The following is a 23800-nucleotide window of genomic DNA, read 5'->3' on the forward strand; positions in this document are numbered from 1 at the left end:
CTGGTTTAGGTATGTACGGACTGATTACCGTGATTCCCTAAACAACGAATCGCACGACCTGAGTTCTTTTTATTGGGAAACTCCAGTCTTGGATTGCCCATGCCCTATATAAATGCCTTCTGCTATCTTCAGATATTCAACTCCCCTGGCAAGGAGTCCCCCGCTCCCCGTATTGGTGAGCCGGGGGACGCGAATAATAAGGGAAGCACAGCTACACCTCATTTTCGCTCAAGAATGCCAGCCAGCAATTAGATTTTTTTGGGGATAACCCAAATTATTGCTAATTTGTATTTAGGAGTACATCCAGTCCCTTCGGGCAATTCGATAAGCGTATCTTCTATTCACGACTAGACCATATAGAGGACAAGAACTAGGGAAACATTCTGTCGTATAACCTTACCAAATCTCAGCGCCCTAACCAACTCTTACGTTACATACCGTGAACCCAGTTATACCGGGTGTTTTGCAAGCCTACATTTACTCGTTAGAGAGGTGCAGGTAGTTGACAGGCATCCTTTATTTAGCATTACATTTCTTTATATTCCTATCATACTGGAGTTACGGAACTTCACATCATTACTAAATGTAAATAAAACCAAAAGTAAAGTTATGACAGGACAAGAATTACGTCAAATATTGATTGAGAAGTGGGGACGTTCCTATGATGTCCAGTTACGTCGCACGCAAGGCAAACTTTTTCTACAGGTGATGTGGAAATATTTAGAGCAAGCTTCGTTTCCTTTGAATGAGAATGAGTACCTAGAGCATTTGGAATTAGTCGCGAACTATCTTGATGGGATGGGTGGAAGCGAACAGGTACAGGGATATATTGAGGAAACGCGAGAACGTCCGCGACTCGGTAAAGCTGTCAGCGTTCCTTTGGATTTAGGCGAGCGTACTTCCGAATGGGTATTATAACTTTTTGAAGTATGTTCGCGCTACAGCATTTCTTCTTATTAGAAGCGCAATTATTTTTTGGGAAAGTTTATGAATATTTTAGATTTTGGATTTTAGATTAAAAATATTAATGCAAGTTTTATCACCCTGCGATAAAGACGTTCTTGCTGAAATGAAAGACTGTTTTGTTTTACCTATTTCCTACTTCCTTAAATTAAACCAATTAAAACACTCTTTTACCTAAAGTAACTTCTCTATCTGGTTGAATTAATACGACTTCACCATCATCAAGTAAGACTCCTAAAACCAAAACTTCAGACATAAAATCGGCTATTTGACGTGGTGGAAAGTTGGTTACAGCTAATATTGATTTATCGATAAAATCTTCTTGCTGATAAAGCTTAGTAATTTGAGCGCTAGATTTTTTCACTCCTAAATCACCAAAGTCTATCCATAATTTGTATGCTGGTTTTTTAGCTTTGGGAAAATCTTCGACCTTTATTATTTTCCCAACGCGAATTTCTACTTTCTCAAAGTCTTCGTAGGTAATTTGCATAGCAATTATTTCATATTTATCCTAAATAATGTAGTAGCTAGTAGCAAGTGTTAAATAAATGTATGTCTGGTAGGCAAATTTCAGATACAACCTAATATTAGGATGGTGCGTTAAGCGCGAAACATACATTTTTTGTAAAATCAAAATTATCTGTCGCGCCATAACACACCCTAAAAGTGAATTATATTCGCCCATTCAGATTAATTTGTATCACTTACCAATTAATTTCACTAAACCAATTCCACCAAAATATAATCCTAGAACTGCTCCTGCTAAAAGACTTTGAGTAAGTGGATCTGTGGAAGGTGTAAGAATGGCTCCCAAAACAACCGCTCCCATAATTACATAACGCCAGCCTGAAATCATAACTTTGGAAGATACAATTCCTAAAGCACCAACTAACAGTTGAATTACGGGAATTTGGAAAGCTAAACCCGTACTAAATAGCAATAATAAAACAAATTCAAAATATTTATCAATTGACCAACTTTGCTCAACTACATCCGCACCGTAATTGATGAAAAAATTCAAAGCTGCGGGAATCAAGGCATAGTAAGCAAATACCAACCCCGATAAAAATAGTACGGTAGAACCCATAAATACGGGTATAAGTAAACGACGCTCCCTTCTAGTTAATCCCGGTAGAACAAATTGAACGAGTTGATATAAAACAAATGGGCTAGCTAAAACCAAGCCACTGTAACCAGCAACTTTGATCGATACGAAAAAATATTCACCGGGAGCTAGTTGAAGAAACTTGACTCCTTGGGCTGGTATTTCCAGGAGTTGGACAATTTGCTTGACGAAAATAAAACAGCCAATCGCACTTAACACCACAGCGATCAAAGAATAAAAAATTCGCGATCGCAATTCTTCCAAATGATCGAAAAGCGACATTTCAACTTCATCGGGTAACTCCGAAAGAAATTCCGATTGTGAATTAGTGTCAACTTCAACATCTTTTACGGTAGTAGTTTCAGCTTCTGAAGAACGAGACATATGATTTTGAATTTTAGATTTTAGATTTTGCGGAAAGTTTGGGGTGTAGATTCACGAACCCCAAAACTTTCCAAGACGGATTAAAACAGTCAGGAGTAATTAAGGTTAAAGGTTAAAATAATCCTTGTCTCCCCATCACCCCATCCCCCTCTCCCCACTCTACCCCCTCTCCCCCCTCTCCCCCCCTTTCTCCCCTTCCTCCTCCATTTTTATAATTTTTATCCGGTTTTCCCAAAAAAGGGTTGGATAAGTTATCAGAAAAGTGTAAGTTGATTGTCATTTTACATTTTTCGATACGTAAAAGGTTCGTTTGTTTGAGAGGGAATCTACTATGACGTAACCTACAATTCTACTTGAGGTTAAGGATGCATAGTACAGGTTGTTATCTCATGTTGGCATTACCTATTATTGGGTGGAATGCTTTTGGTAGCTTGACTACTACTAGTAATGATTTACAATTTCTTGACAGCAAAGAAGCTATAATTACCGATTTTGTGACTGTTGGAAAAGTTGTTCAACCGTATTTAACAGATTTAACACCAAATCAATTATCGGCTAGAGATGACCGAATAAAAGATTGTCTTCGTTCGGGAAATTGTAAGAATTGATGCATTATTGTTTTTAATTCTTAGTTATTGTGTTTTAAATCATTATTTTTGGGATTAATTTTATAATTACTCCTTTATCTAGCTATTATTCTTTATACATACGAAATTATACTTAGATAATTTTACCATTTTTCAGTTATATATAATAGTATTTGAGAAGCTTCATTTTGATTTTGCACCGGGAAAAATAAGGGTAAGAATAATATCATTCTAAATCGACAGAATGCAATTTAATCTGCCACTTTTCAAGCAGTTCCGATTTTTATAGAGACAGTTCGTTTGAATGAACTGAAAATATTGCTGATGTAATACTACATTTTTTTTGGATCTAATTCTTTGTTTTGTAGCTGTTTGTTACAAGATATTAGTTGTGCTGGCAGTTGATTTTAATGTATATGTAGATAATACTTATTTGGGGATGTTATGAATAAGTTATTATTGAAATACTTTTAAACATTCAATCCAATTTTATGAAATTTACGGTATTGATTGTAGCTACCATTTGAATAAAGCTAATTAGTATAAAAAATAGCGCTATTCATCAGTTTCTATAGCTATTATCTATTAACATTGACCTACCTGTTTCAACTGCCGGATAAATTTGATGACGGCAACGGTATTTTATTACCAAAAAAAATCAATATTTATGTAACTATTTTATCCAAATATCAGCAAATATAAATTATTTATAAATCCGGAATACTGCATTTTTAATTTGTATTCAGAGTGAAGCTCACTCAATAGAAAAAATCCTCATATTGTTATAAATCTCGTCTTTCAAATAGAGCGAGTAGCAGTCTTTTATGCTTCTAAACTTAGAAAGATTTTATCAAGCTTGTAATCCGAGCCAACCTCTAGTAATGGGAGATGCTGATGCTCGTCGATATTATATTGATTTCGCTGCGGTAAGGGGCGGAAAAATTATTGAAGCGCTACAAAGGACTATTACTAGAATATCACCGGATACGCCTACTACTCAACTTTTTACTGGACATATTGGTTGCGGTAAATCTACAGAATTACTGCGATTAAAAGCCGAATTGGAACTGAAAAAATTTCATGTTGTCTATTTTGAATCCACCCACGTTTTGGAAATGGTGGACTTGGATGTTACTGATATTTTTCTGGCGATCGCCGGACAAGTTTCTCAAAGTTTGGAGTCAATAAAAATAAGGTTAAAGCCTTCATATTTTGCAAAGTTGTTTGGTGAAATTGTTGATTTTCTGCAAACTCCGATCGATTTGGAGTTGGAAGGTGAATTATCAGTGGGAATTGCCAAAATTACCACGAAAACAAAGGAAAGTCCTCAGTTGCGGCGACGTTTGAGGGATTATTTAGAACCGCGAACTCTGAATATTTTGCACTCTATTAATACTGAGTTATTAGCTCGTGCTAATGAGGAACTCAAAGCTAGAGGTAAAAAGGGATTGGTGGTAATTGTTGATAACTTAGATAGAGTAGCAATTCGTCCTTTACCATCGGGACGTTCTCTACCGGAATACTTATTTATTGACAGAGGAGAACAGTTACGCAAACTCAATTGTCATATGGTTTATACAATTCCTTTAGGTTTAACTTTTTCCAACGATAGCGCTCAATTACAGCATCGTTTGGGTGGTGGTGTTGCGCCAAAAGTTTTACCAATGATTCCCGTGCGTAAACGTACTGGTGAAATTTATACTCCTGGCTTGGATAGTTTGCGACAAATGGTTTTAGCGAGGGCTTTTCCTACTATTAATCCCGCAGAGAGATTACATTTTATAACAGAATTATTCGAGACTCCGGAAGCTTTGACTCGGTTGTGTTTAATTAGTGGCGGGCACGTGCGAGACTTGTTAGGATTGCTGTTTGATTGTATCAGGGAACAAGATCCGCCTTTCAGCAATGAATGCGTGGAGTTGGTAATTCAAAGACATCGCGATTATCGGGCTAATGCGATTGATACTCCTGAATGGGATTTAATTTTCCAAGTAGTAAAACAACAGCGAGTTAGAGGCGATATCGAATATCATACTCTGCTACGAAGCTTATTTGTTTTCGAGTATCGCGATAATCAAGGGGTTTGGTTTGCAGTCAATCCAGTTTTAGCAGAAACCAGGAAGTTTAGATCGTGGTTGGAAGAACAGAGCAATCAGATTTAGTCGCTGCTAATGCTTCTGCACTAAGAAGTTTAACGCGAGCAATTTCCCTTTCTAATGGGGAATTTTCGCTCGTATTAGTATGCTGTAATTATCAAGTTTTACAAGAGCGAATATTACAGCAACTCCAGGAAAATTTGGGAAAAAATTATCTATTGCAAAAGGTTTGTTTACCGCCTCATGCCAGAAGTTTATACAGTAAAATTCATATAAAGATAGATGATTCACAAAAAAGTGAAAACTTACCCAAAATAGCATTGATGGTTTTGGGTTTAGAATCAGTTGATGCAATCGACGATTTATTAAGTACCATCAATCACGTGCGTGATGAATTTCGCAAACAACATCCTTTCCCGATGGTGCTTTGGGTAAACGAAGAAGTATTGCGAAAACTGCGAAGATTGGCCCCGGATTTTGCCAGTTGGGCAGCCACACCGATAAAATTTGAAATGACGACGGTAGAATTGCGGCAGTTTTTGCAACAAGAAACCGATTCATTATTCTCCACAGTTTTAGATATTGCTACGGCAAGGGAAAAAGAACCTCGAATCATTAAAGATAATCGATGCAGTAAAAACTGTTTGGCGAAAAATATCAAAAACTCATCCGAACAGTACTGTCAATGCAACTTAGAACAAATTTGGCAGCACAAAAACGAACTGCATCATGCAATTAAAGACTTACAAACTCGTGGAATTAACTTAACTCCAGAACTAGAAGCTAGTTTGCAATTTGTGTTTGGTTTAGACGAATACGTTAAAGACTGCATCGAAAAAGCAATAAACCACTTTCGGAACAGTTATCAATTATCAATTAACAATTATCAATCATCAGTTAATAGCGAGCAATCATTAATAATAAGTTATCGAAACACAAATAAAACAAATAAGATAGTAATTACTTCTCCCCATCCCCCCATCTCCCCATCCCCCCATCTCCCCAACCCCCCATCCCCTCACCTGATCCACCAAGGAGTAATCCTCTTCTACCTGGGTTTGTGTTTTCACCGTTTAGCCGAGCGCTCACGCGGCGAGCAAGATGGTAATTGGCAATCTGCAAAGTCTTATTTTCAGCAGTGTTTGCAGGTGTTTGAGTTGGCTGAGCGTCCGGTTTTGGTGGCTCAGTTTATCGGACAGTTATGTGAGGTTTTACAGCAGCTTGAGGATTGGAGTGAGTTACGAGTAGTTGCTCATAAGTCTTTGGAGCTGCATCAATTGCACGGTAGCTACACTCAACTTGCTTGCGATTGCGGTTATTTAGCTGATGTGGCTTTGCAAGAATCAAATTGGAAGCAAGCAAGTAAATATGCTCAAGCTTCGCTGTTTTATTTGGCTGAAGCGAAGAATAATCATCAGGCACATCAAGCTTTATTCCCATTATTATTAGAGCAGATTTATCAGTTGGTTTTGGTGAAAGCTCTACAACTTTTGGGTGAGGAAAAAATCGCGCAACAGCATTTAGAAAATGCCACTAAGAAGTTATCAATGATGATGGAAAATAGCGATTATCGTTATGATGCTCATCGTTATATTCGGCTTTTACGGCGGTTGAGATGGCTTTATTATGAGTGTGGAAAGTATTTGGAAGCTTTTTTCATTCGTCGCGAAAGACGTTCGGTAGAACAGCAGTATGGCTTGCGTGCTTTTATTGGTGCGGGTAGGTTGCAACCCCAAAGACAAGCGAAAAATCCGGTGTTGATTTCACCGGCAAAAAATACTCATGTTGCTTTAGAAATTACTGCTTCTGGTAGGGAACGAGATATTAATTTATTGATTGGAAAAATTAGTCGTTCTGATAAAAAGTTAATTTTGATTCATGGTGAATCGGGAGTTGGTAAAAGTTCTATTGTTAATGCTGGTTTGGTTCCAGCTTTGCAAAATCGTCCAATTGGCGACCAAATTGCGGTACCCGTGGTGTTACAGATTTATACCGATTGGGTGCGGGAATTAGGAAAATCTTTGAGTGAAGCGATGTTTGTTGATACGCCGATTCGATCCGTTTATGGTAAAGAATTAAACGCTTTTGTTTATCCAACCACACCGATTACAATCGCAAGTATTTTAGAACAGTTACGAGAGAATGCTAATAATCATTTGATAACTGTGTTGATTTTTGACCAATTAGAAGAATTTTTCTTTGTTTGTAACGATAGAAGTCAGAAGGAAGAGTACGATAATTTTATATGTGAATGTTTAAATATCGCTTTTGTAAAAATAATTTTTTCGTTACGGGAAGATTATTTACATCGCTTATTAGATTTAAAACGTTTGGGAAAACAAGATTCGATTAGTAATAATATTTTAGATAAAGATATTCGCTATCAAGTTAATAATCTTTCCTCGGAAGATGCCAAAAGAGTTATTCAAAAATTAACCGAACGCTCCGAATACAATCTTGAGCCGGGTTTAATTGATAATTTAGTAGAAGATTTATCATCAGAAATAGGAGAAGTACGTCCAATTGAGTTACAGGTAGTAGGAGCGCAACTGCAAGATGAAAGAATTACTACTTTAGCTAAATACGAACCTTATCGACCAAATAAACTTATTGAAAGATATATTAAAGAAATTATTAAAGATTGCGGTGTGGAAAACGAACAGGCTGCTTTAATAGTTTTATATTTGTTAACTGACGAAAATCATAAAAGACCTTTTAAAACTAAGGCTGAATTAATCGCGGAATTAGCGGAGTTCGATTCAGGAGAAAACTTAGAATTAGTATTAGAAATTCTGGTACGCTCCGGGTTAGTTGTATTATTTGCTGACGTTACCGAACGCTATCAGCTAATTCACGATTATTTAGTTTATTTGATTCGCTCTTTTCAACAAGAAGAATTAATCCAAACTCAATTAGCACAGTTGAGAAATCAAGTACAGCAAAGAGAAGCTGAAATTACCCGACTTCATAGCGAACTAAGGAAAAAAAAGCAGTCAACAATAATTGATACTCAACCCCATGAAAACGTAGATATATTTACAGAATTAAAAGAGCTTCGCAAGCGTGAAGAACTTAGTCGCAGATCGATTGAGAAGCTATCAGTAGAATTAGAACAGCAAAAGTTACAAGCACAATTAGCAGAAAGTCAACAGCAGCAAAAACTCAGCGAAGTCAAAGTTAATCGTTCTTTAAAAATAGCCCTTGCTGGTTCTGTTACGGCTATTTTAGCTTTAACAGCTTCGACAATAATGTCAGTTTATTTATGGAGACAATCTGTAATTAGCGAAATTCAAGCTATTAGCGCCTCAGCAGAAGAACTTGCTTCTTCCGGCAAAGATTTCGACGCTTTAAGACAAGGATTGAAAGCAGCAAAAAAAATTAAAATCGCATTTTTACCAGATGCTTATACTAAAGCTCAGGTAATGACAGCTTTACATCAGGTAGTTCCTCAAATTAGAGAAAGAGAAACAATATCCGGACATTTATCAGGAGTTAATAGCGTTGCTTTTAGTCCGCTGAATTCCTTAATTGCTTCCGGTAGTGCCGACAACACCATTAAATTATGGTATCCAGACGGTAAATTTTTCCGCACTTTATCGGGACATACCGATGTAGTAAATAGCGTGACTTTTAGTCCTGATGGTACTACTGTTGCTTCTGGTTCTCAAGATAAAACTGTCAAACTTTGGACTATAGATGGTAGGGTAAATTTAACTTTATCGGGACACAAAAATATTGTTAATAGTGTTGCTTTTAGTCCCAATGGTAGAATAATTGCTTCCGGAAGTACCGATAACACCGTTAAGCTTTGGAATCGTCAAGGTAAATTATTTAAAACACTTTTCGGTCATGATGGTGCAGTTTTACAAGTTGCTTTTTCTCCGGATGGTGATTTAATTGCTTCAGCAAGCAGCGATAAAACTATTAAACTATGGGATAAAAACGGTAACAATGTTCGTACTTATAGCGGACATCGCGATGCAATTACTAGTATTGCTTGGAGTAATGACGGTAACATTATCGCTTCGGCAAGTTTGGATAACACTGTTAAATTATGGAACCTTCAAGGAAAGTTATTAAAAGTTATTAAGGCACATTCAGAAGCAGTTACTGCTGTTAGTTTTAGCCCCGATAATCAAATTATTGCTACGGTAAGTACCGACGAAACAGTGAAGCTTTGGCGTTGGCAAGATGGCATACTTTTAGGAACCCTTAAAGGACACAAAGACTGGGTAAATGATGTTAGTTTCAGCCCGGATGGTAAAACCCTTGCTTCTGCTAGTAAAGATAAAACTGTGAAACTTTGGTCTTGGCAGGATTTATTATTAGGAAATCTAAAAACACATAGTAAAGCCGTTACCAGCGTTAGTTTTTCCCCCAACGGTAATTTAATTGCTTCTGGAAGTACCGATAAAACGATAAAATTATGGACTCGTAACGGTACTCAAATCAAAACTTTACAGCCATCTCAAGCAGAAATTTGGGATGTCAGCTTTAGTCCCGATGGTAAACTTTTTGCATCTGCCGGTAAAGATAAAACTATCAAGCTTTGGCAAGAAGACGGCAAATTAATTAAAACAATTGCCGCTCATAATAATGTAATATTAAGTCTTGCTTGGTCTAATAAAGGTAATATATTTGCTTCCGCTAGTAAAGATAAAACTGTTAAATTGTGGCGTAGAAACGGTGAATTAATAACTACTTTGTCGGGACATCAGCAAGCAGTAAACTGGGTTAGATTTAGTCATGACGGTGAATTGATTGCTTCAGCTAGCGACGATAATACTGTTAAAATTTGGCATAAATCTGGTAAATTATTACATACGTTAATAGGACATAAACGTTCTGTATTTGCCGTTGATTGGTCAAGTAAAGGTAATATTATTGCTTCAGCTAGTCTCGATGGTACCGTAAAATTGTGGAATCAAAAAGGTGAATTGCAGCAAACTTTAATCGCAGAAGGTGAAGAGTTTATTGGTGTAACATTTAGCCCCGACGGTAAATTATTAGCAGCCACCAGCGAAGATAATGTTAAGCTTTGGCAGCGCGATGGGACATTATTAATTACTTTAAAAGCTGATAGAGAAGAATTTACCAGTATTAGCTTTAGTCCAAATGGTGAAACTTTGTTAAGCGGAACTAATAAGGGAACAATAATTTTACGAGATTTAGATAATTTAACTTTAGAAAAATTGCTTAATAAAGGATGTGATGCGCTGCAAGATTATGGAAAAGGAGGAGATGAGGTGTGTAAGAATTAGGATCTGAAACTGATGTTAAAAACCAAAAAACCTTTTAATATTGTTCCAATTTTTCATAACTCATATGCTAACATTTGTATCGTATAGTAAATACCTTTTAAAAATTAATTCCAAGTTTTTTATCGCCGTATCATTTTCTGCGGGTTTATAACTTTTTGCCCCACGATACTGAGTATAAGTCGAATTTTTGATTAATTCTTCTCGACATTTTATTGCAATAGTCTTATCTGAAGAGTAAAAAGATTTTTCTAATGCAGCGGCTAAATCTTGGTTAACTTGCTGATTATTTTTAATTGCCTCGATCGCACGCAACTTGCAGAGCTTGCCAATTTTCTTTAGTCGAATCGTAAGCTATATTTTCTATTAAGTCTAGCCAAATTACTTTAAATAGTATAAGTAAAAAAGGTTCCGCCATGTAAGCGCCCCCTTCTGTTTTTTAAGTATAAATTACACCATTTTATACTTAAGAAAAGTTATTCGCATACGTATGATGACTTCATATTTTTTTTATTATATATACGGTTCATACTAGTAATATTACTTAAATAACTAATTTAAGAGATTAAATTTATAAAACATCAATGTTAATAAATAGGACTTACGCAGCTACAACATTAAGTGTAGTGTTCCAGACATTTTAGATCACCCCAAACCCCCTTTTTAGCGGGGGCTTATGTAAGTCCTAATAGAAATACTTTTTAAACATCATCTAAAAAAAAATAAATATTGCGTAGGATGGATGACATATAAGTCACACCCTACGCTAAACAATTAGTGAAGCAATCGTGAATCCAAAATATTCGTACCTTCTTCACTTTTGACCTTTAACCTTTAACCTGACTAATTGCTTGCTGGTGTGGGTTTCGTTGTTGCTGCTGGCTCTTGCTGCTGATATTGAGGGAATTGAGATTGGTTTGCAGAATATTGTCCTACTATTTGAGATGTTTGGGGGTTATAAATCCTTAGATAATTCCAGTAATTTCCCAGCACCTGACGGACGTAATCTTTAGTTTCTGGGAAGGGAATTGCTTCTACAAATTCATCTGGGTCATCTATTGGTAAAGTTTTTAACCACTTAGAAACATTTCCGGGACCTGCATTGTAACTGGCAACTGCCAACAGCGAGCTATTTTCGTATTGCTTGTGGGTGCTGTCCAAATACCACGTACCGTACATGATATTATCGTTGGGGTCTTCTAAGCTGGTGCTTTTATAATCCACGTTGATTTGTGGTGCAATCCATTCGGCAGTAGTTGGTAGCACCTGCATTAAACCCGTTGCATTGGCAATAGATTTAATTTTTTCTTGAAATCTCGATTCCTGACGTATCAGGGAAACCACCAAGAAAGGATTAAGCTGACGTTCTTTAGACCACTTGCTAATTAGATCGAAGTAAGGGAATGGATAACGAGCCTGCCAATACATATTTTTCTGGCTCAATTCCTGATATGCGGCTTTCTCGTCAGGTTTTTCCCTATCTTCTAACTTTGCTACCGTAGAAATTCCATTAACATAGTTTCCCCTTGCTAGCAGCATCAAACCTTCAGTAAACTGTTCGGCAACTGTTGGCTGTGCTTTGTTCTCAAATTCTGTTTCCCATTGCAGCCAAGCGTCTCTTTCTTGTCCTAATAGATACAGTTCTTTAAAAGTATCGGAACCAGCCGGTGGTAAAGGACGTAACAAATCTACCATTTCCGGACTCATGTTACGCAGGGAATTAAAATCACCAACGTCCAAACCTAAAGTAACAGCAGAGCGCCATGCGTAATAAGAGTAAGGAAATTTACTGACTACATACTCGTAAGCTTGTTTCGCTTGTGCTTCCTTACCAAGTTTAGTTGCCCATTTGCCGACCCAAAAACCGGCTCTAGGAGCCAAAATACTACTAGGATTATTCACAGGAATCGGTCCTGCCCATTCCCATGCAGCTTGATAATCGCCAGTTTTTGCTTTATCCAGCGCGACTTTCCAGCGGTATTCTGCTGCTTGTTCGCTATTAGCAAACTTAGTAATTAGTAATTTTAAAGCCTCTTTAGCACCCGTATTATTGTTTTGCGATTGCAGAACTTTGGATTTACGAATCAGCGCTTCTCCAGCAAATTCGGGGAAATTGGTAATTACCCGATCGAGAAAAGGTAAACTTGCACTACCCGTTCTGGTTAACTCAGCCAAATTCAACAGTGCTTTACCACTTTCCCTTTCTTGAGGAAATTCGCTCAACAACTGTTGATAAGTCAATTGAGCCTTTTCTCTCTCTCCACTCAGCTGCAAACCTCTACCATGACGATAAACGTTTTCAGCCGTAGGAGTAGCTTTTTCGTAAGCTTTAGCTGCTTTACCAAATTCCTTATTTTCCCAATACGCATTTCCAATTACTCCCCAATCCTCTGGTTTGAGCGTTGGTTCATTAACAAGACGATCTAATACCGGAACGATTCCCGGTTGTTCAAAAGCCTGTTTTGCCAGAATTAATTGCAATTGTGGTTGATTAGGATTTTTCGCCAAACGTCCCCGAATAATGTCCCACGTCAAAGGATTAGAAGGAAACTCGGCGATCGCCTGATCTTGATATTCCTCGATTCCAATCAAATACAGAGCTTTAGCCGCAACTGGCTGTTCTGCGTATTCTTTTACAACAGTCTGCCTTTTATCGGAAGCTTTGCCTTCTTCACCGAGGATACCGTAAGCACGAGCCTGCTGTAATAAAACATAAGGCTTTAAAGCTTGATAATCATTTTCCAGTCCATCAAGCAATTCCAGTGCTTCCTTTGCTCGATCTTTTACAAGCAAATCATCCGCTAAAAGATAACGAGCGCGATATTGTTCGATTGAAGACGAACCCTTGGCAATTCGCGCCAGCTGAGCCGCACGTTTTTCCGGGGGTTGATTAACTAAAGGTAAAACAACAGATTTGGCTATATTCGCTTCCGAAATAACCGCTTCTTGATTGTTACCACCAAATAATCTCCCCAAATTATTACCAATTTGAGGGGCTGAAACCATAGCTCCAACCAGAAAGGCGCAGACTCCTGCACCAGCAATCAGAGAGATTTGTTTTTTCTGTAGCTTCTTCAGCATTGATACCCGCTGAGAATTTAACAAGAATATCTTGCACTTTAGCATCACTGGTCGTCAAATTAACCTATCTTGGCTACCAATTTGGAATTTTTTTGCTAAATTTTGCGAAAAAGTAGTTAGTAGTTAGTGGTTAGTGGTTAGTTGTTGGGGATTGGGAATTGGGGATTGGGAATTGGGCATCGGATTTTAGATTTTAGATTTTAGATTTTGGATTAAAAATTCTCTCCCCATGTCCCCCTATCTCCCTATCTCCCCATCCCCCCATCACCCCATACCCTACTTTCCCTTCGCCAATTCGGGAGTTTTCCCCTTCAAGCCAATCATCAATTTAAGATTAAATATTTTAATAAAAGGTACGCGCTGCATTACCCATAAGCCGAAGCGCCTGGCTATGACTACAGGTAGAAATTTATTGGAAAATACTCTATCTAATAAATCTGTAAAACCTAATATTGCTAGGTTCTCTCGCTTGCGCCAGCGTTCGTACTTTTTAAGTACCTTGATATTTCCAATGTCTTTACCAGCAGAATGGGCTTCTTTAATAACTTGGGCTAAAGCTGCTGCATCGCGAATACCTAAATTTAAACCTTGTCCGCCGACGGGATGACATTTGTGCGCTGCATCGCCGATTAATGCTAGTCGATTCAATACATAGCGATCGCTTTGCATTAACTGTACTTGAAAAATAAAGCGATCGCCTAATAATTCTAATTCTCCCATTTGGTTGCCGAAGCGTTTCTGCAATTGCTCTAAGAATTGCTTGTCATCTAAGTCACATAGGGCTTTCGCTTCTTCATGGGGTGCCGTCCAAACTATTCGGCAGCGATTTCCTGGTAGCGGTAATACTGCAAATGGCCCGCTGGATTGAAATTTTTCGTAAGCTGTATTATTGTGAGATTTTTCTGGTTTAACAAATGCTACAATACAAGATTGCCAATATTTCCAACCTCTGGTTTTAATTCCAGCAGCTTGACGAATTCGAGATTTACCTCCGTCGGCAGCTACTATTAAATGGCTGCGAATCTTGCATATTTCTCCGGCGATTTTAACCTCAACCGTTGCCACATCTTCGAGGTATTCAGTACTTATAACTTCGGCAGGACATAAATAAGTAATGTTAGAACTGTATTTGACAAATTCTTGTAAAGGATACAGTAGTGCTTGATGTTCGGCAACGTAACCTAAATCCTTACTACCGATATCTGAAGTATTAAACTCAACTACACTTGAATAATCGGCATCGGAAAGACGCACGCGGTTGTAAGTTTCGATTTGGGGCAATATCTTATCCCAAATGCCAATTCCTTGATAAATCAACGCCGACAGCATATGTATCGCATAGGCTTGCCCCTTTAGCACCGACGCAGATTGAACTCTGGCTTCGATTAAAAGTATGCTTAGCCCCGAATCATTTAATGCAGCGGCTAAAGTTAAGCCGATAATTCCGCCGCCAACAATTACCAAATCGTAATCATATCCCCGTTTATCGGTAAGGGATTGGGAAGGAGAGCTAATTTTAGAGAGCTGCGCTTGTGCCATTGTTAAGATTAATCACAGCATTTCTCATATTATGACGTATTTTGAAGGATTTGGGCAAGGGGGAAGGAGTTGAGAGTTATATTCGCTTTCTCTACCTACTGTTTTTGTAATATTTATAACGAACTTTACGCATACTCGTGTCTGATAATTTTAGCTTTTTTCTTCTGCTGTCTCGGTTCTTGCTCATTCTCGATTTAGATTTAAAATTATCCCCTCTCTTTGATTAGCTTTTGAGCCGCTATATATAGAAAGGGGTGGTAAGTCTTTGGGGTCGGTTAAAAATTTAACTGCTTTTAAATCTGGTTCTTATATCGTAACTCTCCTCTGTTCTGTAAATTTTAGATTTTCTGAGTTTCTTGTATGCTTTTCTGAAATTCTTCATTAAATTGCTTTATCTGAGCTTCGGTGTCAGAAAGCCCCGATTTCAATGCCCATTTATTATTAGTGAATAGTTCTACTTTTTTTGTGGTTATTTGAAGTAATTGATCTAATTTTTTACGTTGATCCTGGCTTAATTGTTCCCTTTGGGTATTATAATTTTTTGTTAATTCCTTCAATTCTTTGTCTAATTTATCTGATTTCTCGCGCCATTCTGTTGTCTTTAATCTATTAGAAAGACTACGGTCGGGAGCAGGGTCGTTTTCAAATGTGAATACTAAACTCTGCGAATCAACTATTTGTTGAATTTTGTCGGGATTCCAAGCACTCGGTTTAGTGATTCTGAGGAACTTCCGGAGTTTGTCGTGTTCTTCGATATTATTAGTTACGTACCACTCTCCCCTAACGTTCCATGCCATAGGTTCATCTGACTCGGAGGCTACTGGTCTAACCAGCCTTGCGGGTATTTGCTGCCCAGCTTCTCTAGCTTCTAATATCTGGTTTGTGGGGTAGGTGGCTTGGTCGCCATGCTGAAACATGGCATAAGCTCCTTCACCGTGAATTCGGGGCGGTGTCCCCTCCAGTTTAGCTTCGCCCTTTCTGGTTTTATCGACCTGCTCAATCGCTTTATTAAGGCGATTTAGTAGATTCCTTTTTTCAACCGTAGCTTCTGCTATTTGACCATTCATTCCCTGTTGTATTGCGTAGGCTTCGTGCAGGTCGTAGTCTCCGGTGTACAGAGAGGCTTGCCAATTAGGCAATTTTTGCAGCGCATCTATCTGCGGGTTATCATCTTCTTCTATATTAAAGAAAATAAATTGGATATTCTCATCTGATTGATCTACCTCCACAGTGATTCCTTGTTTTTCCAAGTCTTCTTTTGAGCCGTCTACTCTCACTCCTAATAGTTGATTGCTTTGAGAATCCCAGTGACCAACAAAACCATCTAGATTTAGTTTTTTCAGCTTGTCCATAATTTCGCTGGCATTATTCTTGTAATATCTCTCTACGGAGCTTTTTTTTATGGATTTTTCAAGAATAGTATGGGGTTTAGCCTTTGCACCCTCGGCGATACGCTTTACCGACAAAGCACCTGTTTCGCGAATCGCGATGGTATATTTGTATTTTTTGCAAGCATCACTGATTGCATTTAAATGCTTATCCCAGAGAATTTCTTTCAAGGATTTAGCTCTTTGCTGGTCTTCCAAAACGGATTGAACATCTTCATTGTCAACACTCAATTTGAACTGTTGGACATCGGCTTCCGCAAGGGCAAGTTCGGCGGCTTTCTGTAACTTTGCTGCTTCAGCAATTTTCTTTTTCGCTAACTCGGTCGCTTGCGCGTGCTTTTGTGCATCTAATGTTTTTTTCTGCTCTCTTCTTTCTTCTGATTTATTAACTTCGTCATTTGATCTTTTTTCATTTAGTGTATTTAATTCGCTTGTCCCCTGAAGAGTTTCAACTTCGTCTGTAATAAATTTCTGTAATTCCTCAACTGCATCTTTCCGACTTCCGGGGTCTTTTAAGAAATTCTCCAGAGTTATATTAATTTCTTGTAATTTATCTAGCTGTTTCTGGCTAGGTTTGTTCTCCTGACTGAGTATCTTCAAATCTTCATATTCACCTAGAAGTCGATCAACTTTAAGCAAATCAGGTCTATTTTTACCGCGATTGTTAGAAAATAAAGATTTGGTTTTGCTTTTCCAGGTTCTAAGAATATTTTTAACCTTAGAATAATCACTTTTATTTTTCGTGTTAACAGGTGTGACGACAAGCTGCTGATTAACACTTTCCGTCTCTTTTGCCCAAAGTTTCTTTGTTGAACGTTTATTTTTGCCTTTTCGTAAATTACTTTTACTACTGTTTGTCTGAGAACTAGGACTATTTCTACGTCTATCCGGTTTCTTGTTCGTCATGCGTTGTTTTCCTTAAAGTTTCAATTTAATTTCGCTTGATAACTCACGACTAAATTAATATTGCGTAAATTCTGCTTATCTCCTTTAATCGTTAAAACCCAATTCGACGTTTGATTACTAATATTTAATCCAGGTGTGGTTACATATTTACCATTTTGCAAAGGTAAATCATCTTGATTATTCAGCATCATACTTATCTCACCAGGTTCGTATAAATCAAATTGGGTATAAATTCCAGAAATTTTACTACTACTTATATCAGGAAATAAGTCACGACTCAAAGTTAGAATTAGCTCATTACTATCACTATCTAAAAATTCACCCCATTCATTGGCAAATTCATTGGCAATATTGAAATAACGAGTAGTTTGATAGGGTTTTAACATTCCTTTCACCCCCAGAGCAAAATCTTTACCTCCTTGCATTGCGGTATATTGAACGTTAACTGTAATATCGGTAAGTTGATCGAGATTGTAAGAACCGCGTTTACCTTTAAGTTCGAGTTCCCAGGTGGAAATTGCTCCGGTTCCTTCAAAGGGTAAATAGCGTTCGTCGTTAAAGTTGAGTTCAAATAGTCCTTGACTTTCTCCGGTGAAGGTATTTGTATGGGAAAAGGCTATTTGTTGATTGGCTTTCCAACCGCTACGTATCGAAAGGGGTGGTAAGTCTTTGGGTTCCATCAAATATTTAACTGCTTTTAAATCTGGTTCCAATACGGTTTTATCAGTTAATTGAGTTAAAATTGCATTGACAAATTCCCCTTCTGCTGCATTAAAGGTGATGGAAACGGTTTTGATTTGACGGTTGTAATGTCCGGGATAATCGTAATCAAAGTCTGCTTCGTTCAAAGCAAAGGTACAGCTACCCCGACGTTTTAATTCAAATAATGCTACGGGGTCGTGTTTAATTAAAGAAACGTTTTTAGTAATTTCAAAACCCCGACGATAGCTTTCATAATAAGCTTTTTCCATTCGGTCTAAATCGAGGTCTAAGCTATATCCCGCTAACAATCCTTTTTTCTGGGAGTCCCAATACAAACCATTAATATAATTGACTTCGCTTTCTTTCAAACCTCGTTCAAATTGAAAGGCTTTTTCGGCAGCTTTTGACATATCGTATGCCATTTGATAAGTCTGGTAATATATCGCCGAAAGTTTACTGACCATCCACTGATATAGTTGGGTATTGGTAAACTTACCTTTCATAAAGGTGGTAATTGAGTCCTGTTGTTCAATTTGTTTGAGATGAATTAATAAATCCTGTTGAGCAATTTTTTCTTGAAGTTTTGCTGCTTCGATTTGAGCGGTTATTTGGAGTACATCGCTGTCTGCTATTTTCTTTTGAAGTTCCCAATCTTGAACCGAGCGCTGGTGTTGAGCAAAAATGCCAATCACTTCTCCGATAGTACTTAAAGCATCTCCACCAGTTTCTAAAGCTTCTGCTGTCTTTTCAATTGCTTCACCAACATGGTCTCCACCAGTAGTTACCCCCACAGAAAATGGACCCAAGGTAACTTTTGGAAAAGTCCAGGCGATCGCCGAAAGTGTTTTTACAATAGCCGAAGCAGTCATGAGAGTAGAACCAGCAATCATTAGTGCAATTTGAGCAGCTTCTGTAGGAAGTAAGCCATCAGAAATGAGATTGGAATAATGAGTTACTTGTTGTCGAGCGGAATTTAAACTTTCGTTTAAAGATTGAGTATTATATTTGGTTTCTTCTAATTGCGCTTCTTTGATACTCTGGGTCATTGCTAAAATGACGCTTTCATGCTTATTTTGCAGTAGGGTAAGTTCTTCAGCATCTTGTTTCTCAATAGCTCCCAGTAATTCACCGCTAAATTGATTGAGTTTGGCAACTAATTCTTTGGCTTTTGCTAAGAGGAAACTAAAGCGATAATGGGGAACCTCTACATTAGTAATGCTAGCTAAAGCACTACTCAAACCAGCACCAGAACTTACAGCATTCACCAAAGCCATTGGGTCAATGGGAGGTTCAAATAATGGTAGTGGTTGAGCGATACCTAAAATATTTTGACAGCTACGGATTTTTCTGAGTCTATCTTCGACTCGGTTCCAATAATCGTTAAACAAGGGATTTTCGGGGACGAAGAAATAGGGATTACCAACGCTATCGTTAGGGGTAGTGGTAGTAAGTTTAGTAAATATTAATTCGTTTCCTGTATGAGGAAGAATCGCTGGTTCTGCTCGGAAGTCATCGTAATCGGGTTGGTTGGGGATTTGAGTATAATTACTGTCGGGGGAAAGGATTTTAGTACCCAGACTTTCGGGTTTTTTACCGAGCAGGTCGTAAGCCAAAATATATAACATCCGAGCTTCGTCGATGCTTTCGGAGGTATATTGACGGAATAACATATCACCCCAATCGATAATATTATCGATGTAAGCCATGACAATTGATTTACGATATGCAGTCTTTCGTAAATTTGCGATCGCGTGGGGGTCGAAGGGGTCATCTAAGTAAGTTTGAATTTCTGCATCCTTTACTCTGGTTAAGTCGTAGTTGTACCACAGGTTATCAATAATCCCCGTTAATTCGTGCAACTGATTGACCAATTTCTGATATCGTTCAATTTTATTTTCGTCAAGAGGTATAGGTAATTTACGTAAATTATCTTGGGTGTTTCTCAGCGTTAAACTTAAATCATTAAAATAATTTTTATAATCATCTTGCTGCTGCTCGGATAATTGACGAAGATGTTGAAAAACGTCAGTTAATGGTTCTATACGGGTAAAAATATTATTGAAATCATTTTCAACCGTAGCAACATTAATACCAATATTTTGAGGATTTTTTAATTCTGCTAAAGTAGTTCGTCCCGAAGTAATAATTGCTTGGATATCTACAGCTAAGAAAGGTAAAAATTTCCAGTAATGAGTAATTTCTGTGGGGTCAAATATATATTCGTACCATTCTTTAGCTTCTGCAAATTTTTGAGCGGTATTAAGGGATTGAGCAATCAGAAATGGAGCGTGGAAAAACACTTCCCAATAATAAAGACCGTTAGCGCTGTTAAAATCAAGATGGGAACTTATAGGTAAATTAGTAACTTTCCCTTGTTTAACTTTAATTTGAGTCGGAGTAGATTGTTCGGTACTAAATGAAGGTAGTTCATCTGTTTCTTGTGTAGAAAGACTTAATAACCACTTTATCCCTCCAGCAAACAATCTTTGATTTAATTTATAAGCGGTGCTGGTAGTTAACCGGATAATCTCATATGGAATATCAGTTATTTCATAAGGTCTAGGTTCGTTATCATCATCTATATTTGGATACTTGATATATTGATTATTTTGAAATAAATACAGTTCGCTTCCTTTATTTAAAGCAGCATCGAATCCCAAATCAATTAAGTCTTGAGGAATATTGCCAAAACTACCATTAATATTTTTAGATTCTGCTAAAGAATCCAGTTCTTGGTTATTATATAAAACAAAATAGACCTTCTTTCTAATCGTCCAAAAAATTCCAGCAAAAAATATATTCTGAAATTTTTGTTCGATTTCGCAAATTATGTATACTTTCTTTTTATTTTCATTGCCAAGAGTAAAAGCAGCATCAATCTTAATGTTATTAAGGTTAGGAATATCGGTTTTAATTTGTTTGGGATAACCACTATCAACAAATTCCGGTAATTGTTGATTTTCGGTAAGGGTATAGCGGATAAATTGATTACCGCTGCTCATAAATAGATAATTACCCTTGATATAAGCAGAATCTACTATTCCAGTTCCTAGAAAATTATTGCTAACCTTACCCCATTTACTTTTGATCAGAATATTTTGGTTTAAATTACTCGATTCAACAAAATACTGGTCTTCGTCTTGAATCTTCTTCTGGAAAAAGTATGATTTATTGCCGTTTGTAAATGCTGCTCCAATTTGATTCCACTGGGGAAAATCTTCTGTATTATCTAAAATCTGCTTGGGATACCCTTCATCAGCGTATTCATAGAGAAAGTCTGAATAAACTAGATATTCATCACCGCTGAATAAATAAGTTTTTGTGTCACGTACAAAGGCTGCATCGATAATACCATCGGCAGCAACTTTATTGTAAATCCTTCCCCATTTACTACTTTGCGGTTGAGGGTTAGACCAATTATTGATTTGTTCCACAATTATGGAAACTTTAGATACGGAGAAGACAATATAATATTGACCTCTAAATATATATATATTGTTATCCCGACCAGCGAATGCTGTATCGATTGTAAATCCCAAGTCTATAACCGGGACTCCAGATATAGTTAACTGTGAATTTTTAAATTTATATTGTGTATTACCTACCGTAAACGCTGTATTAAACTCCCAGTTAGCATCTTCGCTCTTATCTTCTGCGGTTGCAACCTTTTCTAAGTTTAAAGTAGTTGTATTTAGTTTATAATATCTATCTCTACGTCTACCTTCTTTGTCAAAGATAAAATATATATGTGAATCAAGAACGAAAGCTATATCAACAATTTCTTTTTTGTGAGATTCATCATTGTTTTGATAACCTAAATCTTCTAACAGATTATAAAAACTATTTTCTATCGGAAATCCATTATCTACAAATTGATAACTACCTCCTGTATATCTAATAATTTGCTTTTCGTTAATTAAATATGTTTTATCTCCAAAGATAAAGGCTGTTTCAACAGATTTTTTATTGCTCTGGGGTACGGTAAATGAATTTTTTACTTTACCCCATTTACTTTGAATTGATTTCTCCTCATTTATATTGTTAGAAGCAACATATGTTTTAGTTGAATTCTTAAAAAAGTAGATATTTCCATCTCTACCCTTCAAAGCAGCATCAATTTTATTCCATTTTGGTAAATTGATTTCTGCATGATTATTAGTTGAGATGGATTTAGGATAACTAAAGTCAGCAAAATCATATTCTTGGGAATATACTAAATATTCATTACCACTGAAAAGATAAAGCTTATTGTTGTGAATAAAAGCAGAATCAACAATACCGCTTACTTGAATATTGGTACGAATCTTACCCCATCTATCCCGAGTCTTGTTTAAATTATCGAGATTCTCGGAACTAACATATTTTTGAGTAGTATTATCAAAGAAATAAACTTGACTGTCAGTACCCATAAAAGCAGCGTCAATTTTATCCCACTTGGGTAAATCATTATTCTTACCAATATTTTGTGGGAAAGCATTATCATTTAAAATCGCAACATCAGGTTTACATAGGAAACTTCCTCCCTTATGGTCAAAGCTAAACCAAGCACCTCTTGATGAAGCTTCTGGAGCGTTAAACATGACCACATTATTAGGACTGATTGCTGGTTCGTCAAATAAAGATGTGAATACCTCTATTCCACTATTACTAAATCCTTTTGCATCAAAAACTTCTTCGGTATATAGTTCTGGAGTTAATCTAAATTCTTTAAATTTTTCTTCTTGATTAATTTTGTAACTACAGTTAATTACTATATTTTCATGGATTTCATGGAGATTATCATGATTATTATTTAATTTTAATCTATTAGAGTTTTCAACAAATAATTGAACGTCATTAATTTTAGCATCTTCCTTAATCTCAGCAGCTAATGTTTGTGCTGGAACCCATTCTTTATTTAAATTATAAAAAGAGAAGGAGATATCAATTAGATATTTTACTTCTGCTTGAGATGATACCGTTTGTGTATTTTCAGTTTCTTTAGTAGTAATAGAAGCATTAGCTGGGTCTTCTGTAATAGCTTGTATATTAGACCAGAACACAAATACTCGATTAAAAGCAAATACGGGATAAACTCGATCCGCATCAATTTTTATATTAACGCTTGACCAATATTCCCATAAACTAGAACCGTTTTCTCCACCGAGAAATTCTCCTTGACGGTAATAGTATCGTCTGGGGTCTGTTTTTGTCCGTCCAAACAAAACTAAATTTTGCTTTTCTCCTCCGAATCCGGGTTTATCGTAAACGTAACCTCCAGCAATAGTTAAACGAGAAACTTCTGTATATTCATCCAGATATTTTTTAAAGGCTTTCGCTGCTAAATCAAGGGTGATTTCCCCTTGCAATAAATCTTCTTCTAATGTTTGAAATCCCGGTGTTTTTGTATCTCGAAGTTCGGGACGGATATAATTTTCCGGATAAAGAAATACTTTCCGATTTGCTTCCCAAACCCGATAGTTTCTCATCCATTTCCAATATTCTTTTAATTTTGATTTAACTTCCTCATCTTGAAATCCGTTTATACCAATATTTTCTAAATTAACGAAATATCGATGAAAATATAGTTGAGTTGCAGCAATAGCTTCCTTAATTTTAGAAGTTGTACCACAGCTACCCATTTCTACATCTATCAACAGTTTTTCGTATAAGTCACGAGGACTTTCTGTTTCGTTATCATGAGATATTACATAAGGAACCAAAGCATCTCTTTTGATAACATTTAGTTCGTTATGAATTTGTTGGGAAAGTTCGAGCCAATTATTTTTTGTCATGATTATATTAGAAAATT

12 protein-coding genes are annotated in these 23800 nt (G+C 36.9%); 4 read left to right on the plus strand and 8 right to left on the minus strand.

Annotation, left to right across the window (positions count from 1 at the left end):
• The first annotated feature begins 609 nt into the window (after positions 1-609).
• Complete coding sequence (locus ACM03V_RS16350; RefSeq protein ID WP_414621854.1) at positions 610-918, plus strand: DUF3067 family protein; 309 nt, start codon at positions 610-612, stop codon at positions 916-918.
• Between the two features lie 202 nt (positions 919-1120).
• Here the strand turns inward: ACM03V_RS16350 and ACM03V_RS16355 are convergent, their stop codons facing one another.
• Together ACM03V_RS16355 and tatC are read right to left on the minus strand one after the other, a co-directional pair.
• A complete protein-coding gene (locus ACM03V_RS16355) occupies positions 1121-1453 on the minus strand; it encodes a tRNA-binding protein (RefSeq protein WP_414621855.1) in 333 nt (110 codons plus the stop codon).
• Positions 1454-1663: 210 nt separating this feature from the next.
• Complete coding sequence (gene tatC / locus ACM03V_RS16360; RefSeq protein ID WP_414621856.1) at positions 1664-2452, minus strand: twin-arginine translocase subunit TatC; 789 nt, start codon at positions 2450-2452, stop codon at positions 1664-1666.
• Positions 2453-2841: 389 nt separating this feature from the next.
• On the opposite strand from tatC, the gene ACM03V_RS16365 reads away from it, so the two are divergent.
• From ACM03V_RS16365 to ACM03V_RS16375, 3 genes are all read left to right on the plus strand, one after another.
• Positions 2842-3060, plus strand: a complete 219-nt coding sequence (locus ACM03V_RS16365; protein WP_414621857.1) for a hypothetical protein — start codon at positions 2842-2844, stop codon at positions 3058-3060.
• A gap of 803 nt (positions 3061-3863) precedes the next feature.
• Entirely contained in the window at positions 3864-5201 is a 1338-nt protein-coding gene (locus ACM03V_RS16370; RefSeq protein WP_414621858.1) for a P-loop NTPase fold protein, read from the plus strand.
• The gene (locus tag ACM03V_RS16375) at positions 5171-10396 is read left to right on the plus strand and encodes an eIF2A-related protein (RefSeq protein ID WP_414621859.1); all 5226 of its coding nucleotides are present in this window, start codon (positions 5171-5173) and stop codon (positions 10394-10396) included. Before ACM03V_RS16370 ends, ACM03V_RS16375 begins: the two co-directional genes overlap by 31 nt.
• Positions 10397-10456: 60 nt before the next feature.
• Here the strand turns inward: ACM03V_RS16375 and ACM03V_RS16380 are convergent, their stop codons facing one another.
• The 6 genes from ACM03V_RS16380 to ACM03V_RS16405 all read right to left on the minus strand — a co-directional run bounded on the left by ACM03V_RS16380 (position 10457) and on the right by ACM03V_RS16405 (position 23783).
• Positions 10457-10708, minus strand: coding sequence for a hypothetical protein (locus ACM03V_RS16380; protein ID WP_414621860.1), 252 nt, complete (start codon positions 10706-10708; stop codon positions 10457-10459).
• Positions 10686-10811 (minus strand): hypothetical protein, encoded by a 126-nt coding sequence (locus ACM03V_RS16385; protein WP_414621861.1) that lies wholly within the window; start codon positions 10809-10811, stop codon positions 10686-10688. The genes ACM03V_RS16380 and ACM03V_RS16385 overlap by 23 nt, the downstream gene beginning before the upstream one ends.
• Before the next feature lie 425 nt (positions 10812-11236).
• The gene (locus ACM03V_RS16390; RefSeq protein WP_414621862.1) at positions 11237-13474 is read right to left on the minus strand and encodes a transglycosylase SLT domain-containing protein; all 2238 of its coding nucleotides are present in this window, start codon (positions 13472-13474) and stop codon (positions 11237-11239) included.
• Between the two features lie 276 nt (positions 13475-13750).
• Entirely contained in the window at positions 13751-15013 is a 1263-nt protein-coding gene (locus ACM03V_RS16395) for an FAD-dependent hydroxylase (RefSeq protein WP_414621863.1), read from the minus strand.
• 338 nt (positions 15014-15351) lie between these two features.
• Positions 15352-17307 carry a hypothetical protein gene (locus ACM03V_RS16400; protein WP_414621864.1) on the minus strand — a complete coding sequence of 652 codons (1956 nt, stop codon included), beginning with the start codon at positions 17305-17307 and terminating at the stop codon, positions 15352-15354.
• Positions 17308-17327: 20 nt separating this feature from the next.
• A complete protein-coding gene (locus ACM03V_RS16405; RefSeq protein WP_414621865.1) occupies positions 17328-23783 on the minus strand; it encodes a neuraminidase-like domain-containing protein in 6456 nt (2151 codons plus the stop codon).
• Between the last annotated feature and the right edge of the window lie 17 nt (positions 23784-23800).

The sequence above is a fragment of the Calothrix sp. CCY 0018 genome (genome assembly GCF_963920925.1).
GTDB lineage: Bacteria > Cyanobacteriota > Cyanobacteriia > Cyanobacteriales > Nostocaceae > Rivularia.

Bases quoted from the DNA above. Each gene is read 5' to 3' on its own strand.
- ACM03V_RS16395 (WP_414621863.1), bottom strand. From the start codon at position 15,013: ATGGCACAAGCGCAGCTCTCTAAAATTAGCTCTCCTTCCCAATCCCTT.
- ACM03V_RS16355 (WP_414621855.1), bottom strand. From the start codon at position 1,453: ATGCAAATTACCTACGAAGACTTTGAGAAAGTAGAAATTCGCGTTGGG.
- ACM03V_RS16385 (WP_414621861.1), bottom strand. From the start codon at position 10,811: ATGGCGGAACCTTTTTTACTTATACTATTTAAAGTAATTTGGCTAGAC.
- ACM03V_RS16365 (WP_414621857.1), top strand. From the start codon at position 2,842: ATGTTGGCATTACCTATTATTGGGTGGAATGCTTTTGGTAGCTTGACT.
- tatC (WP_414621856.1), bottom strand. From the start codon at position 2,452: ATGTCTCGTTCTTCAGAAGCTGAAACTACTACCGTAAAAGATGTTGAA.
- ACM03V_RS16405 (WP_414621865.1), bottom strand. From the start codon at position 23,783: ATGACAAAAAATAATTGGCTCGAACTTTCCCAACAAATTCATAACGAA.
- ACM03V_RS16350 (WP_414621854.1), top strand. From the start codon at position 610: ATGACAGGACAAGAATTACGTCAAATATTGATTGAGAAGTGGGGACGT.
- ACM03V_RS16400 (WP_414621864.1), bottom strand. From the start codon at position 17,307: ATGACGAACAAGAAACCGGATAGACGTAGAAATAGTCCTAGTTCTCAG.
- ACM03V_RS16370 (WP_414621858.1), top strand. From the start codon at position 3,864: ATGCTTCTAAACTTAGAAAGATTTTATCAAGCTTGTAATCCGAGCCAA.
- ACM03V_RS16390 (WP_414621862.1), bottom strand. From the start codon at position 13,474: ATGCTGAAGAAGCTACAGAAAAAACAAATCTCTCTGATTGCTGGTGCA.